Origin of the sequence: Methylocella sp. (assembly GCA_037200525.1) — a bacterium.
In the GTDB taxonomy this organism is placed as follows: Bacteria; Pseudomonadota; Alphaproteobacteria; order Rhizobiales; family Beijerinckiaceae; genus Methylocapsa.
On sequence record JBBCGG010000001.1, the window covers coordinates 2,404,173 to 2,419,139 of the forward strand.

General features: G+C 60.9%; 11 protein-coding genes. 6 read left to right on the plus strand and 5 right to left on the minus strand.

What is annotated here, in order from left to right; genetic code table 11:
* Positions 1 to 58 precede the first annotated feature (58 nt).
* From WDN46_11790 to WDN46_11815, 6 genes are all read left to right on the plus strand, one after another.
* On the plus strand, positions 59 to 679 hold the full coding sequence (locus WDN46_11790; protein MEJ0094086.1) for a type IV toxin-antitoxin system AbiEi family antitoxin domain-containing protein: 621 nt from the start codon (positions 59 to 61) through the stop codon (positions 677 to 679).
* Positions 669 to 1,592, plus strand: a complete 924-nt coding sequence (locus WDN46_11795) for a nucleotidyl transferase AbiEii/AbiGii toxin family protein (GenBank protein MEJ0094087.1) — start codon at positions 669 to 671, stop codon at positions 1,590 to 1,592. Before WDN46_11790 ends, WDN46_11795 begins: the two co-directional genes overlap by 11 nt.
* 79 nt (positions 1,593 to 1,671) lie before the next feature.
* Positions 1,672 to 2,979, plus strand: a complete 1,308-nt coding sequence (locus tag WDN46_11800; protein ID MEJ0094088.1) for an SIR2 family protein — start codon at positions 1,672 to 1,674, stop codon at positions 2,977 to 2,979.
* Between the two features lie 7 nt (positions 2,980 to 2,986).
* Complete coding sequence (locus tag WDN46_11805) at positions 2,987 to 5,110, plus strand: ATP-binding protein (GenBank protein ID MEJ0094089.1); 2,124 nt, start codon at positions 2,987 to 2,989, stop codon at positions 5,108 to 5,110.
* Positions 5,111 to 5,116: 6 nt separating this feature from the next.
* A complete protein-coding gene (locus tag WDN46_11810) occupies positions 5,117 to 6,349 on the plus strand; it encodes an exonuclease SbcCD subunit D (protein MEJ0094090.1) in 1,233 nt (410 codons plus the stop codon).
* A gap of 3 nt (positions 6,350 to 6,352) precedes the next feature.
* Positions 6,353 to 10,144, plus strand: a complete 3,792-nt coding sequence (locus WDN46_11815; GenBank protein ID MEJ0094091.1) for an AAA family ATPase — start codon at positions 6,353 to 6,355, stop codon at positions 10,142 to 10,144.
* A gap of 98 nt (positions 10,145 to 10,242) precedes the next feature.
* On the opposite strand, the gene WDN46_11820 is transcribed toward WDN46_11815, so the two are convergent.
* The 5 genes from WDN46_11820 to ada form a co-directional block, all read right to left on the minus strand.
* The gene (locus WDN46_11820; protein MEJ0094092.1) at positions 10,243 to 11,001 is read right to left on the minus strand and encodes an AAA family ATPase; all 759 of its coding nucleotides are present in this window, start codon (positions 10,999 to 11,001) and stop codon (positions 10,243 to 10,245) included.
* Positions 10,991 to 12,895: a hypothetical protein gene (locus WDN46_11825; protein MEJ0094093.1), complete on the minus strand. Its 1,905-nt coding sequence runs from the start codon at positions 12,893 to 12,895 to the stop codon at positions 10,991 to 10,993. The genes WDN46_11820 and WDN46_11825 overlap by 11 nt, the downstream gene beginning before the upstream one ends.
* A 515-nt stretch (positions 12,896 to 13,410) precedes the next feature.
* On the minus strand, positions 13,411 to 13,674 hold the full coding sequence (locus WDN46_11830; protein MEJ0094094.1) for a 2OG-Fe(II) oxygenase: 264 nt from the start codon (positions 13,672 to 13,674) through the stop codon (positions 13,411 to 13,413).
* The gene (locus WDN46_11835) at positions 13,671 to 13,805 is read right to left on the minus strand and encodes a hypothetical protein (protein ID MEJ0094095.1); all 135 of its coding nucleotides are present in this window, start codon (positions 13,803 to 13,805) and stop codon (positions 13,671 to 13,673) included. Before WDN46_11835 ends, WDN46_11830 begins: the two co-directional genes overlap by 4 nt.
* Positions 13,806 to 14,888: a bifunctional DNA-binding transcriptional regulator/O6-methylguanine-DNA methyltransferase Ada gene (ada, locus tag WDN46_11840; protein ID MEJ0094096.1), complete on the minus strand. Its 1,083-nt coding sequence runs from the start codon at positions 14,886 to 14,888 to the stop codon at positions 13,806 to 13,808.
* Positions 14,889 to 14,967: the final 79 nt, after the last annotated feature.

A 14,967-nucleotide genomic window follows, 5' to 3' on the forward strand; every position in this document is an offset into this window, starting at 1 on the left:
TAACTTGTGATAAAACCTCTGCTATAGTTTAGGAGTGCAGAGGAGTTGTCACCCGTCGATGCCGTCAACAAGCGCCCAACGGACCCGCGCTCTCGATCTCCTGAAAGCCCGGGGAATGCTCCGGCTTAAGGATTTCGTAGCCGAAGGTATCGGACCGGAGACGCTGGCGCGTCTTGTCCGGGAGGACGCGGTCGCTCGCCCGGCGCGGGGACTCTATCAGCTCCCCGATGCGCAGGTCGAGGCCGCCCATACGCTTGCCGAAGCCGCGGCCCTGGTTCCCAAGGGCATCGTCTGCCTGACTTCGGCGCTTCAGTATCACGAGCTGACGCTCCAGATGCCCGCCGCTGTGTGGATGGCGATCGAGCGAACCGCGTGGCGACCAAAGATTGACTATCCGCGCATCCGGTTCGTGCGCTTCACCGGGAATTCTCTGACGGACGGCGTCGTGCGCCATCGTATCGAGGGGGTCGAGGTCCCCATTACAGACCCGGCGAGGACAATCGTCGACTGCTTCCGCTATCGCGCTAAAGTCGGCCTCGACGTGGCGATGGAAGGGCTGCGGGAGGGCCTTCGCCGTCGGCGATGCACGCCTGACGAACTCTGGCGCTATGCACGCAAGGCGAGGGTCTGGTCGGTGATGCGTCCTTATGTCGAAGCGATGGTGTCCGATGCCGCGTGAACCCCGCAACATTGGTGCTTCGGTGCGGGCGCGGCTGCTGGATCGGGCGCGCGCCGAGAGGTCGGACTTTCAGATCCTGCTGACACGCTATGCACTGGAACGTCTGCTCTACCGGCTGAGTGTTTCGGTGCATCGCGAGCGCTTCATTCTGAAAGGGGCGATGCTCTTCGTGACCTGGGTCGCCGACCCGTTCCGGCCAACTCGCGATCTTGATCTGCTCGGTCATGGTGACAATGACGTGGGGGCCATCGCCGATACCTTCCGCTCCATCTGCGCCCAGCCAGTCGCCGATGATGGCGTGGTCTTTGATCACGCCGGTTTGCAGGCTGCGCCGATCCGTGAGGAAGTGGAATATGGCGGCGTGCGGGTGCGCACGACGGCGACGATCGCCGGAGCGCGCGTGCCGATCCAGGTTGATGTCGGCTTCGGCGATGCGGTAACGCCGGCGCCGGTCGAGATCGATTATCCGACGTTGCTGGGCAACCCCGCGCCGCACCTTCGGGCCTATCCCGTGGAGACCGTGGTCGCGGAAAAGTTCGAAGCCCTGACCACGCTCGGTATCGCGAACAGTCGGCTCAAGGATTTCTACGATCTATGGCTGATTGCGCAGACATTCGAATTTCGCCAGCGCGGTTTGATCGAAGCCGTGCAGCGCACGTTTGAGCGGCGCGGCACGGCGGCGCCACTCGATACACCGGTCGGACTGACCGACGAATTTGCGGCGGCGTGGGCTGCTCAATGGCGCGCCTTCCTCGGCCGCGAGCGGATGGCCGCCGCGCCGGATATTTTCGCCACGATCATCGCCGATCTCCGCGGCTTTCTGATGCCTCTAGTCGTCGGCGCTCCGCGTGGGGAACCTGTTTGGCCGCCGGGCGGACCGTGGTCGCGGGGAGCAGCAGTTGATGACGAATAACGACGAGCTCAACTCAATGTCCCGAGTGGCCAAGCGTCAATTGGTTGTAGGGCCTTGATCGTTGTCGTGGGGGAGAGCCATGGATAAGAAGAAGCACTTCTACCGCATGGGTAACCATTCAGGTGGATGGGATGACCTTCCCGTGGATTCAGACGAGTTGGACGCCCTGATAAATAGTGCTCGAAAGCACATCGAGCCATGGCTCTCCGCAGTTTTCCAAGCGGAGCATCTCAATCTGCTGCTTGGCAGCGGGTTTACCACTGCGGTCGGCTATATCGCCGGTGCGCCGTCCACGGGAATGGCCAAAGTTACATTCGGAACGACATACGACGCCGCCATTGATACTCATGCCCAGGCCGGAGCGACGGCCATGAAAAGAGGTGCGGCAAACATCGAGGATCAGTTTCGAAGCGCGCTTGCTTTGCTTGATGGATTGGGGGTTATCGACAAGGGTGGAGAAGTGACCCTCAAGGACGCCATAGACACACAGATGTCCAGCTTTCTGACGTCACTATTGACGACGGAAAGTGGGATTGTCGTTGGGAAGGACCCGGCTTCGAAGGAAGCAGCTCAAGGAATTCTTCAATCATTCCTACTGAGTTTCGCGAGCCGCGCTGCGTCTCGCGAACGCTTGCATGTCTTCACGACAAACTACGACCGCCTGATCGAGCATGGCAGCGATTTTGCGGGTCTTCGGATCATCGACAGATTTGTTGGCGCCCTGAATCCAGTCTTTCGCGCATCACGCGTGGAAGTCGACATTCACTACAATCCACCGGGCATTCGAGGAGAGCCTCGATTCATGGAGGGTGTGATCCGCCTGACCAAGCTGCACGGCTCGTTGGATTGGTTCTTCGACAAGGCCGAACGGCGGATATACCGGAAGGGCATTCCATTCGGAGCCCCGGCGGACCACACCGACATTCCCAAGAAGCCTGTGGATACGGTGATGATCTATCCCAATCCAGCGAAGGATGTGGAAACAACGCAATATCCCTATGCGGAACTCTTTCGCGATTTCGCTGCCGCCGCCTGCCGACCCAACGCCGTTGTCGTCACCTACGGCTACGGCTTTGGCGACGATCACGTCAATCGAGTGCTCCTCGATATGCTGACAATTCCGTCCACGCATTTGGTGGTCATGGCTTATGCCGCTGATGATAGACTTAAGGCGTTCATCGAAAAGACCAGGGAAGCGCAGGTTTCGCTATTGATTGGTCCACATTTCGCAGACCTTCAAACGTTGGTCGATAACTACCTGCCGAAGCCTGCGCTCGACTACATATCTGGTCGGATGACCGAATTGCTGAAGCACCGTCCTGTCGATCCAAGGCCTGGTGAGCCTCCCGCGGCGCTGCCATTGCCGCCCTCAACCGATCCGGCATGAGGCGAACATGACGAGTCCAATCGAAAGATTGTCGGACCTTGTTGTGGGTGTCGTCGAGTCGGTCGCGCCTGACGAAATCAGGGTGCTTCTGGAACTGGACGCTCCGCACTCGACAGCGCTGAACACCGGCGTACCCGCTGGGTTTCCGCGCCTCAATGGATACGTGCTCATTCCAAATGAAGCCGGCGCGACCGTTGCCTACATCACTTGGATCGGAATCGAACGCTCTCCTTATCCGAAGCGTTCTGGGCTCAAGGACTTCGGCCTGATCGACCTTCCGTTTCCGCTACGGAAAATGTCGCTATCGCCGGTCGGAACGCTGACTTCGCGGCGCGACCGTGTGTCAGGGGCGACCAAATTCGAACTCTCCCGCGGTGTGGTCGCATTTCCGTCGGTGGGGGACCAGGTTCTGATTCCGACGTCGGGGCAGATTGAAGCCATCGTAGGAGCAAAGGACGACGACAAACGAGTTCGGATCGGGTCATCGCCAATGGCGGCGAGCGCCGCAATCATGGTGGATCCCGATAAGCTATTCGGGCGGCATCTCGCTGTCTTGGGCAACACCGGGAGCGGTAAATCCTGCACAGTGGCCGGACTCATTCGTTGGTCGATGGAAGCAGCCAGCAAGGCGATCAACGACCCGACGAAGATTCCTAATATGCGTTTCATCGTGCTGGACCCCAACGGGGAATACGCACGTGCATTCGTCGATATGCCTGATCGGGTTCGCGTGTTTAAGCCTGGCGATGAACACAACCCATTCGTGCTGCCAGCCTGGATGTGGAACAGCCACGAATGGGGCGCTGTCACCCAGGCGCAGCCAGGAGCGCAAAGGCCGCTGCTCATGCAGGCACTACGAAATCTGCGCGCCGGTCGGGCACTTCGCGAGCCGCTCCATGTTGCAGTTGTCCGGCAGGTCCGCCTATTTCGTTCCCGTACGCTCGCGTACATCGCCGACGGGTCTGGGGCATCGTATACTGACTTCGTTGGCCTATTGAACTGCTGCCAGAATTTCAGCAATCTTGACTTGGTGATGCGGGATTTTCATGGGCGAATGCTGGGGACCGATGCAGCAATCGTGCATGTCGATTCGCTATCGACAGCGGCGAAAGATTTTGTTGACCTGCACAAGATGTGGAACGCTCGCCGAAACGACTTCAATTATAATGCGCCAAATGTAGCGGAATTTAACTCCTTTCTGCCATTGTTCGATGCTGTAGAGCAGTATCTACCGGCTGTTGCTCCAGAAGAGCATGTCAGTGAGGACGCCCCGACACCATTCGATGTCGGACAGATCGCGGATCACATTGACGCGCTCTCTGCGGAGACGTCATCCAACCCCAATGTCGCCAACTTTATTGCGACATTGACTCTACGCATCCGATCAATGCTTGCCGACCAACGGCTGTCAACGGTGATTGCGCCCGATAATCAGCCGAGCTTCGAGAATTGGCTTGCTGGCCTCTTGGGAGATACGGGCGCAACAAACGGGCAGGTGGCAATTGTGGATTTGTCGCTCGTGCCGTCGGACATCACGCACATTATTATCGCGGTATTGGCGCGCATCATATTTGAAGCATCTCAAAGATACCGTAAGCAAAACAGCCAAGGCAAAGCCCTACCGACAGCATTGATTCTCGAGGAAGCCCATACGTTCGTGCGTCGCGGTGGCGACGATGATGCGAATTTCGCATCACCATCTCGCCTCTGTCGCGAAGCATTTGAGCGAATTGCACGAGAAGGGCGGAAGTTCGGCTTGGGTCTGGTGCTTTCGTCGCAGCGACCTTCGGAGCTTTCTCCCACGGTGCTTGCCCAGTGCAACACATTTCTCCTGCACCGGATCGTCAACGATGCCGACCAGAACCTCGTCGGGCGTTTGGTTCCCGACAACGTCGGAGGGCTGCTGCGGGAGCTGCCTAGTCTACCGTCTCGGCACGCGGTTCTGTTGGGTTGGGCGGCCCCGATCCCGGTTTTGGTGGAGGTGGATGAACTACCGGATTCCCAGCGCCCACAGTCGGCCGATCCGGATTTCTGGAAGGTCTGGACGTTGGCCGAAGAGCGCGCAGTCGATTGGCACACAATCGCCGAGGAATGGTCGGGCAACTCGCCGGCGCAGGGGACGGAGGAGTAGGCTTCCGTGATACGTATCCTTCACACGGCTGACTGGCATATCGGTCAAACGCTGCGGGGGTTCTCGCGCGAACATGAGCACCGCAAAGTTTTCCGGCGACTTGAAGAGATCATTGTTGAGCGCAACGTCGATGCGCTCATCATCGCTGGCGACGTGTTCGACAGCCAGAACCCCTCTGGGGAGGCGCAGCAACTCTTCTACGACACGCTTGTGCGGCTGAGCCGCGCTCGGCCACGGATGACAACCGTGATTGTTTCAGGCAACCACGACGCCGCCGGGCGGCTGGAGGCGCCCCGTCCTTTATTGGAAGCATTTAACATCCGAGTCGTTGGAAATGTGCGGAGGCACGACGGACGGATCGAGGCGTCGCGCCACCTCGTGCCGATCTTCGACGCGAGCGGCGCCTTGGCAGCTCATGTCCTGGCCGTCTCCTACCCAACGGCGGCGTGCCTTCCCAACCTTACGCGGCTGGATGACGAGGCGGGTTCGCCCGTTGTCGCAGGCGTGCGGACCCTGTACGCGGAGCTACTTGAAGCGTTGCGACCGCAAATGGATGGTTTGCCCTTTGTCGCCACTGGACATCTCCACGTTGCGGGAGGCATCGAGTCTGAGGGCGCCGAGCGTCGAATCTTGGTCGGCGGTCAGCATGCAGTGCCGCATGATGTATTCCCGCCGGAGGCGAGCTATGTCGCGCTCGGTCACCTCCATAAAGCTCAGGCCGTCGGACGAGATACCGTCCGATATTCGGGTTCACTTATTCCGTTGTCTGCCACGGAGCAGCCGTACCTGCATGGGGTGACCCTCGTGAGCCTCGACGGGGTCAAGATCGTATCTGAACACATTCCGATTGGGCGTCCCGTCGCCTTTCTTCGCCTCCCAGAGGCAGGTGATATGCGTCTGGCCGACTTTGGCGATCACCTGACGGCGCTAGATCTCCAACCAGATTTGCCGCTTAGCGAGCGGCCATTCGTCCAGGTCCGGCTTGCCCGCGAGGGGCTTCAGCCCGGATTTCGGGAGGAGATCGACCGCATTGCCGAGAGCTTTCCCGTTCGCATCGTCGAAGCCCGTGTCACCGCGACGCCTGACACGCTGAATGAATTGGTCGTTGCCGATCCGTGGATTAGGTTGGCGGAACGAGACCCGGAAGACTTGTTCAAGCTCGCGTTCGAACGTGAGTTCGGCGTGGCGCCGGATGCTGCGCATCTGGATGTCTTCCACCGAGCGCGCGCGGAGTCCTGACCCATGCGCATCCTCGCGATCCGTGGCGCAAATCTGGCGAGCCTTGCGGCGCCGTTCGAAATCGATCTGGCGGCCGAGCCGCTTGCAGGATCTGGGCTTTTCGCCATCACAGGCGAGACAGGCGCTGGCAAGTCCACCATTCTTGATGCGCTGTGCCTTGCGCTCTACGGCGAATATCCCCGTGTCTCTATAGGCCGTCGGGAAAACGCTCCCGATCCCAGCGGAGAGGCGATCTCCATTCATGATGGCCGCGCGATCCTCCGCCGTGGGGCCGGCGGCGGTTATGCGGAGGTCGATTTCGTCGGAAAGGATGGCGAGCGCTACCGTGTTCGCTGGGAAGCCAATCGCGCCCGCGGTCGCGCAAATGGGCGGCTCCAGAACGAACAACGTGCGCTGTTTCGACTTGACGACGGCAGCGCCGTGGCGGCGGGCAAGACCCAGGTTCGGGAAGCTGTAGAAGCGAGAACTGACCTCACATTCGATCAGTTTCGGCGAACGGTGCTTCTTGCCCAGGGTGAATTCGATGCCTTTCTTCTCGCCGCCGAAAGCGAGCGTGCCGAATTGCTTGAGAAGATAACCGGTACGGAGATCTATGCCGCAATTTCTATCCGTGTCCATGAAGGCACGGAAGCGCGGCGGAGAACTGTCGAGCAGCTTGAACAGCGACGCAGCGACATCGGTCTTCTCGACGACGACGCCAGACAGCTGCTGCTTGACGAACAAAGCCAACTTGCTGAGGCCGTCGCCCAGAAGGCGGCAGAGCGCGATCGCCACAATGGACGCCTGGATCATTTCAAGCGAGTTGTTAGCGCTCGAAGCGATCTCGCTCAGGCGGAAGCCCAAGCGACCGCTGCGCGCTTGGCGCGCGAGGCCGCAGCCGATGACTATGGCGCCCTGGCCGAATTCGACCTGGTCGAACCGCTCCGTCCACTATCCGTCGACTTGGAAAACGCGCGACGCACGGCGACCGACGCCGATTCACGCCTCGTTGATTTGCAAGTTGCACGCGAGGACACGCGGACGCTCGACGAGGCGGCGGCAACTCAGCTTTCCGAGGCGGTAACAGCCGACGAGGCTGCAGAAGACATCTTCAAGCGTTTTGGCCCGCTCTGGAGCGAGGCAGAAAAGCTCGACGCGGAGCTTGCGACGGCCCGGACCGAGTTCAATGATGCGACCGAGAAATCGCAGCAGGCAGAGACGGCTTTGCGCATTCAGGTAGATGCGCTCACCGCGCTTGATCAGACTCTTGGCCAGACGGTAGAAGCGCACCGTATAGCGGCGGCGCAATTAAAGGCGCAATCAAATCGCGTCCTTCTTGCCGACCGTCTAGGCGATGCGACGGCCTTGTTGGAGAAGCGGGTCATACTCAAACGGGACGGCGCCACGGTGGCGTCCGGCGCAGCGGAAGCCGGTAAGACCGAGGCGCGATTGGAAGGCGAAATAGCGGACCTGTCAAAGAAGCTCGCGACGGATCGCGATCGAAAAGACGGCCTCACTCGCGATATCGGCGAACGTCGAAGTCACCTTGCTGCGATTGATGAGCCAGCGCTCCACGAACGCGAAACAGTTCTCCAGGGCGTCCTCGAGGCTCTGCGTGAGGCGACTACAGCCTGTGATCGGCATACACGCGCATCGGCGGATCTGGCGCGCGGGGAGTCCGAGCTCACCGCCGCGGCGCAGGAGGTAAGCGCGGCCAGCGGCCAGATCGTAAGCGCCGAATCCGAACAACTCCGTGATCGAACGGCCCGTGCGGAAATAGCACCGCTCGCTGACCTCGCCGACGAAGCCGTCTCGCCACAGGCTGTGCACTTGCGCAGCATGTTGGCGCCGGATGCAGCTTGCCCCGTGTGCGGCAGCACAGATCATCCTCATCTTGCACACCCCAGCGCGCTGAACGACATGGTCGCGACTGTTCGCCGCCGCCGCCAGGAACTGGATGCAGCGCTGGACGCGATAAGCCTGCGCATAGGCGCAGCCACGCGTGCGCTCGCTGCCGCCGAGGTGCGGCAGTCCGAGGCGACTCGCGGAATTGACACTGCGCGCAGCCAAGCGTTGGCGGCCGAGAGCGATTATAACGAGCAGAGACCACTGTTGAGCGATCTCTGCGGAAGGGCGGGATTGGTGGCGAGTGTGCCACTCGCACCGAACGCGCAGGGCGCGTCCGAATTGACGGCATTTACCGTGACGGCGAGGGCGGAGCGGGTTGCTGCCGGCGCCCCGCTTGCAGATGCCAGACGTCTGCGAACGGAGATCGACGGTTTGCAGCGGAAGTACGACGTGCTTGGTGTGACGATCGAGGCGGCGATCCGAAACATCGAGGAAAGGCGCACCGGGCTTCACGCCGCGCAATTGAAGGCCAGGGAACACACGGTTCGGGGAACGGATATCGCAGAGCGTCTGGGCTCCGTCGAACGCGAAATCGCTCCATTTCTCGCCGCGGCGGACCGAACAGCCGAGCAGCTCGATGGCGATCCCGAAGGCGTGGCCGCCAGACTCATTGCGGTCGCCAAAGAGTATGATGTCTTGCGTAAGCAGGTTGGCGAGCTCGATCTGACATTGCAGCGGTTGGCGCCTGATCGCGCAGCGGCCGCTGTTTCGGCGGAGCATGCCCGGACGCAGGTGACGGAGGCTGCAGCCCGCCTTAATCAACGTCGTTCAGTCGTAGACGAGAAGACGGTGGCTCGGGCCAAGCTCTTTGATGGCGAGGCCACGGCCAGTCACCGCACGCGGATCAATGAAGGCCGCCGAATAGCCCGTGAAGCGCTCGCGAGCGCGCGCGAGGCAAAATCCGCCGCTGCCGCCGCGTTCCAGGCGGCCGGCGCCCGCTGCGAGGAAGCCGTCTCGGCGTTGGAGGCGGCGACGCGGCGGCGCGCTTCAGCCGAGGAGGCATTCAACGCGGCCTGTCAGGGCGTTGCGCGGTCGCTTGATCAGGTTTCCGCGCTCATTGCCGCTGATCTAACCGTGCGCACAGCGCTGCGGGCGCGAATTCAAGAAATCGACCGGGCCGTGAACGACGCCGGCGCCGCCGTCCTGACGCGGCAGAACGACTTGAACAGGTCCCTTGAAGAGTTCGATGAGACAACCGACGCGGAGGCGTTGACCGCCGCCGTCGCGGTGCTGGCGACGGAAATCGGGGACTTGCACCAGCGAACCGGCGCGCTTGCCGCTGCGCTGGTGCGAGACGACGAGGCACGCCGGGCCGCGGCAACCCTTTCGATGGAGATCGAGACGTCGAGAGCCGAACTCGCGATTTGGCAGGCCGTCGATGATGCCGTCGGCTCGGCCGGCGGCGACCGGTTCCGCCGCTTCGTACAGGGCATCACGCTCGATTATCTGGTTCAACTGGCCAACGATCATCTCAACGCATTGAGCCCACGGTATAGGCTCGCCCGGGGGGCAGCATCCGATCTCACGCTGCATATTATTGATCGAGACATGGGCGACGAGGTGCGCGCGACCCGAAGCCTTTCAGGCGGCGAACGCTTCCTGGTTTCTTTGGCGCTCGCGCTGGCGCTTTCGGGTCTCGAGGGGCGGGCGTCCTTTGTCGATACGCTGTTTATTGATGAAGGATTCGGATCGCTTGACGCAGAGACCCTCGATATGGCGGTGGACGCGCTGGAAACATTGCAGGGCCGCGGCCAGAAGGTCGGTGTTATCACTCACGTCGCCGCCATGATTGACAGGATCGGCGTGCAAGTACGCGTCGAGAAGCGTGGGGCGGGACGTTCGGAGATCCGAATTTCCAATGGGCTGGGATCGACGTGGTCAGCCACCGGAGCCAGCACCGTGCAATGACGCGGCGGCATTGGGAGGGGCGATTGAAGCGGTGCGATCGACTCGCTGGGAAATAGGGTGCGAGGATCAAACCTGGAGCGATGCGCGCTCGGATCGAGCTAATCCTTTTTCAGCTTCATGCTGGGACGGTTGCCTTCCGCCGAGACGCTCTCCGCCTTGAGGTCGGTGATGAGCTGCTCGATGTAGGCCAGGTCCGACTCGAATGCGGCTGGATCTGGGATTGAGACGGTGTCTGACGCCGGATTGTCATGGCTGTGCGTATTGGCTTTCGTCATACCATCGTGGAATCGGATCGCGAGCGCATCGGACAGATGCACCATGCGCAGCTTTTGAGTCTCAATCCTGTCGACGCCGCGCCGGACCACGTCGCAAAAGATGTGTTCCTCCACGAGGCGCTCGTAGCTGTCTCGCAGGCGCCCATAGAGGTGTTTCACCTTGAATTCATAGTCCGCCGGGCTCGACGTGTGGAGCTTCTTCAATGGCGCGAAGTCGTTTCGGATCCGCGCGAGGCGCTTGGTCACGCCCAACCCTTTCCACGACACCCCGGCGGGATCGACCTTGCCCGCATTGGCGCCATCGGCGAAGAGTGCGATCGTTTCGGTCGTAACGCCGAGATCATCGGCTTCTCGGCATAGGTCGTTGAAGAAGATCAAGTCGTGCGTAAAGACGATTACCTGGCGCTTTTGCGCCTCGGCTGCGATGCGGGCCGCGACCTTCAATCCGCGATCACGGTCCAAGGATGAGACGGGATCGTCGATGACGATCGGGCCCGCTCCTTCCGTCACGGCGATTTCCGTTAGAAATGCCGCAAGCGCGAGCGCGCGCTGCTCGCCTTCGCTGAGAATCTCAGAGGTCAATTTTGTTAGCGTAGTGCCCGGATTGGTTTGGAACGCGGCCTTGGTCTGCCCGCTCTTTCGCGCCAAACCAACCTTGAGGTGCGTAATTTCTAAAGTTTTGCGTTCCACCTCGATGGTCTGTCACGATCTTCGTCAGATGCGTGTCGACGAGTTCATTCGCCTTCTGGGTGATTCCCTTCGTCTGAACCTCAGCAAGTGCTGCGTTGTAAAGTGCATCCTCCTTGAGAAGGTCCCGGCGTTTGATCACGCGATCACGGCCTGCGGTGAGGATCTTGCGATCGGCGAGTTCAGCCCGCTCAGTTTCCAGTTTCGCGCGCTCTCCACTCTGATCGGCCTTCGCCAACGCCTCGGCCTCGGCGGATAAAACCGCTGACAAGTCTTGCAAGGCGCCATGCGGGGAGACCAGAGTTGCGGCGGCTAATGGGGGCGGTGGCGCCTCAGATGTCTGGAGCGAGGCCAGGGCGATCGCGCGTCTGGCTTCCACGTCTTTCTTGAAGGACGTGACCGTATCGGTGAGTTCCGCATTGCGCTTACGGATTTGTTCGAGCCGGGTTGCCCAATCCTTCGACGCGAAGATCTCGACCTGGGGCAGGGACGTGATCGCCTGGGTGACCGCAGTTTCGGCCTGGTCAGCAGTTGCGGCGAGCGATCCACTGACAAACGCCTGAAAGCGGCCCATGCGGACCGACGCTTCGGCGCTGAGCGGTTGCTGACAAAGAACGCAAGTTTCGGTCGCGTCCGGCGTACTGAGGACCGGAAACTCGCGGCCGGCATAGCCGTCAGTGATCGAATATTCGCGGGCGGCAAGCCAGAGCCGCCGCCAGGTTTCACCACCGACACCAGGGAGAGGCTCACTTGAGAAAAGGTCGGCGGCTTTCGTGCCGGCGGCGGTCCGCGCGTCGATGGCCTGTTGCTTGAGGGTGCGATATCCCTCGAGCTGCGGGTCGCTGAATGCTTGACCAAGGCTGGCACACTCGGACGCCAGGTTTTTGATCCACGTGGAAAGCGCGGTCACGTCGGCTGCTGAGGCGGTGTTAGCGGCGAGTAGACGTGTCAGTTCGTCAATGCGCTTCTCGTCATCCGGTGAAAACGTGGCGGCGGCGTCGATCTGCGCATCTGTCGCCTTGCCAGTGAGGCCAGCATAGAAGGTCTGGGCCTTCGTCGTTCTGGGCGTCTCGAAGGCAACGGTGACGAGGGCGATCTGATCCGTAATGGGCTTACGCTCAGCTTCGAGCTTATCCCTGAGGGTGAGGCAAAGCTCGTTGAGTTTGTGAGGCAGGGCCAAGCCGAATGGAAGAAACTGGATCTGGTTGCCCCCATCGACATAGAGCTGCGCTGCGCTGCTGTCGAACACTGCGACCTGTAGTAGGGTCTCCGACGCGGGCGCGCCGGCGGTCCAGGGCACGACGACATCACCGCTGCCCAGGTCGACGATGATTTCGGCTTCTTGCGGTCCCCCGCTTGAGCCATAGACGTCAGCTAGCACCTTGAGCTTGGCTGGATTGTCAGTGCGGGTGCGACAGGCTGTGCGGAAGATTCGGACGAAGCCGCTCTTGCCACTGCCATTGCGGCCGTAGACGATCGTCATGCCGTTGGGCGTGAACGGCAGCGCGGCGGCCGGCACGAGACGGTTTACGTTCTTGACGTTGCGAATACCTTTGATCTGGAGAGGTGATCCGCTCGAGACGGACGCGAGGTGAGCTTTGCTCAACGGCGTCGGTGTCGGCGGTTTCGCGGCCAGGGAAAAGCCCGCTTTCTCTTTGATCAGATCAAGCAGTTCGCTTTCATCCTGTACGGTCACCGTCGCTGAACCCGCCAATCGGCGAAGCGCGTCTTGACGCCAGGGTGTCAGCTTGGTCGCGGACCAGTCCAGGATTTCGTCGACCGCCCCCATTGCAATTCTCCCCCGCGTCCCTAGGCCTTTTACGCAAAGCCGATTGGTGTAGGCGGCAAGCTCGCTGATGGCTTTGGCCGCTCACGGTTGTTACCCCTTGAGAGGGCCTGAGCGCCAGAGCGCTGTTTGAGACCCCGAGCGTCGCCATGGCCGCGCATGGCGGATCGACCTTGGTCTTGCGAGCACCATATCGGCTGTCGTCGCCGGCCCATCTAAGGTAACTTCGTGCGGTCCCCATGATAATGGGCTCGCTCGGGCCCATGCTGCGAAAATCGCGGACGAAGGTGAACGAAATCAACAGCACGATTTTCTGACGGTAAAAGTGACGGTAATTGCGTTTTTTCGTTGATAAAAATGACGTAAAAACAGATAGTTATGCCTTCAGGAAACAATCGAGTGGGAGTGATTTTGCCCCATCCACAGATATCCGCCACTCTGCTACGCCACTACGCAAGCCGTTGATATAAGAGAACAACGTTCCCCGGCAATCGCCGCAAATCATCAAACCCACGAATCTACTTTGCGTCATGAAAAATGATGCCGAGCGTGTGCCTATGGCCGGAGTCCACACGGCTGACGTCATGGCGAAGCTTGGCGCGGGAGGTTCCGCGAGCGCTTTTGGCGGGTAGGCGATCGCTCGAATGAGCGCCTGATAGGGCTCGCGCGCCGCCTTCGGGTCGTGCAGACACGGGCCGACCTGCGCGATAAGCCCGGCCCCAGGCGTCATCGAGGCTGCGCAGGAAGGCGATAGACTCGTCGTAGCGGCGGGAGAAATTCATTTCGACGCGATCTCACGGCGGCGCTCGACCATCACAATGCGCACGCGTTTCCAAATCGTCACGCTCAAGCCTGGGGCGAGTGCGGGGTTGGTGGTTTGGCGCATCGCGGGCGCGGGCGGGCCGCGATGCATTCAGATGGATCGCGTGGCCTCGCGATTGAGCAGAATACGCTTGCGCTCGACGCCCCAGGCATAGCCTGAGAGCGAACCGTCATTGCGGACGACGCGGTGACAGGGAATGGCGACGGCTAGGTTGTTGGCCGCGCAGGCCCCCGCCACCGCGCGCATCGCCTTCGGTGATTCAATGCGCCGGGCAATCTCCGCGTAGGAGACAGTTTCTCCGACCGGGATTTCCCGGAGCACCTGCCAGACGCGCTGCTGGAAGGCGGTGCCGCGTACGTCGAGAGGCAGATCGAGGCCGATGCCGGGCGACTCAATGAAGCCGACGACCCGCGCGACGAGCGCCTCGTAGTCGCGATCGGCGCCAATGAGACGGGCTTTGGGAAAGCGATCCTGAAGATTGCGAACGAGTTTGTCCGGATCGTCGCCGAGCAGGATCGAGGCGACGCCCTTCTTGCTTGACGCGACGAGAATTGCGCCGAGCGACGTCTGCCCGACAGCGAACTTGATTTCCTCATTGGCGCCGCCGGCGCGATATTGCGTCGGCGTCATGCCCAGCATGCCGGTCGATTTCTCGTAGAAGCGACCACTGGAATTGAAGCCGGCGTCGTAGATCGCTTCCGTGACTGTATTGCCGGAGGAAAGGCCCTCGCGGATCTTTTTCGCGCGATGGGCAGTCGCATAGTCCTTCGGCGTCAGGCCGATCGTGGTCTTGAAAACGCGATGGAAATAGCTCGCGCTGAGGCCAACCGCGTCTGCGATTTCCTCCAACGAGGGTTGCTCTTCGCTTTCTTCAATGATCCGGCATGCCTTTGCGACCAAGGCCGCGTTCTCGCTTTCGATCGAGAGACCTTCCGGATTGCAACGCTTGCACGCCCGGAAGCCCGTCGCGCGGGCGCTCTCCAGCGTGCTGTGGAGCTGCGCGTTCTTAGGGTTGGCGGTCCTCGATGGGCATGACGGACGGCAATAGATGCCCGTCGTTGAAACCGAGTACCAGAACTGGCCGTCGGCGGTTTTATCGCGAGCGACGACGCGAGCCCATCGCGGATCATCTGCGACCGAGGGCGCGGTATCTTTGGGAGTCGAGGCGGTCATCCTATCCATCTTCTCGAATTTCTTGCTTGATAGTCTCCCTATCGTGCCGCCAATCCCGTTTCGCCACACTCCGATCCTT

What these genes read in the sequence shown, in the direction of transcription:
- WDN46_11790 (MEJ0094086.1), top strand. Translation starts at nt 59, where the DNA reads ATGCCGTCAACAAGCGCCCAACGGACCCGCGCTCTCGATCTCCTGAAA.
- WDN46_11795 (MEJ0094087.1), top strand. Translation starts at nt 669, where the DNA reads ATGCCGCGTGAACCCCGCAACATTGGTGCTTCGGTGCGGGCGCGGCTG.
- WDN46_11800 (MEJ0094088.1), top strand. Translation starts at nt 1,672, where the DNA reads ATGGATAAGAAGAAGCACTTCTACCGCATGGGTAACCATTCAGGTGGA.
- WDN46_11805 (MEJ0094089.1), top strand. Translation starts at nt 2,987, where the DNA reads ATGACGAGTCCAATCGAAAGATTGTCGGACCTTGTTGTGGGTGTCGTC.
- WDN46_11815 (MEJ0094091.1), top strand. Translation starts at nt 6,353, where the DNA reads ATGCGCATCCTCGCGATCCGTGGCGCAAATCTGGCGAGCCTTGCGGCG.
- WDN46_11825 (MEJ0094093.1), bottom strand. Translation starts at nt 12,895, where the DNA reads ATGGGGGCGGTCGACGAAATCCTGGACTGGTCCGCGACCAAGCTGACA.
- WDN46_11830 (MEJ0094094.1), bottom strand. Translation starts at nt 13,674, where the DNA reads ATGAATTTCTCCCGCCGCTACGACGAGTCTATCGCCTTCCTGCGCAGC.
- WDN46_11835 (MEJ0094095.1), bottom strand. Translation starts at nt 13,805, where the DNA reads ATGCATCGCGGCCCGCCCGCGCCCGCGATGCGCCAAACCACCAACCCC.
- ada (MEJ0094096.1), bottom strand. Translation starts at nt 14,888, where the DNA reads ATGACCGCCTCGACTCCCAAAGATACCGCGCCCTCGGTCGCAGATGAT.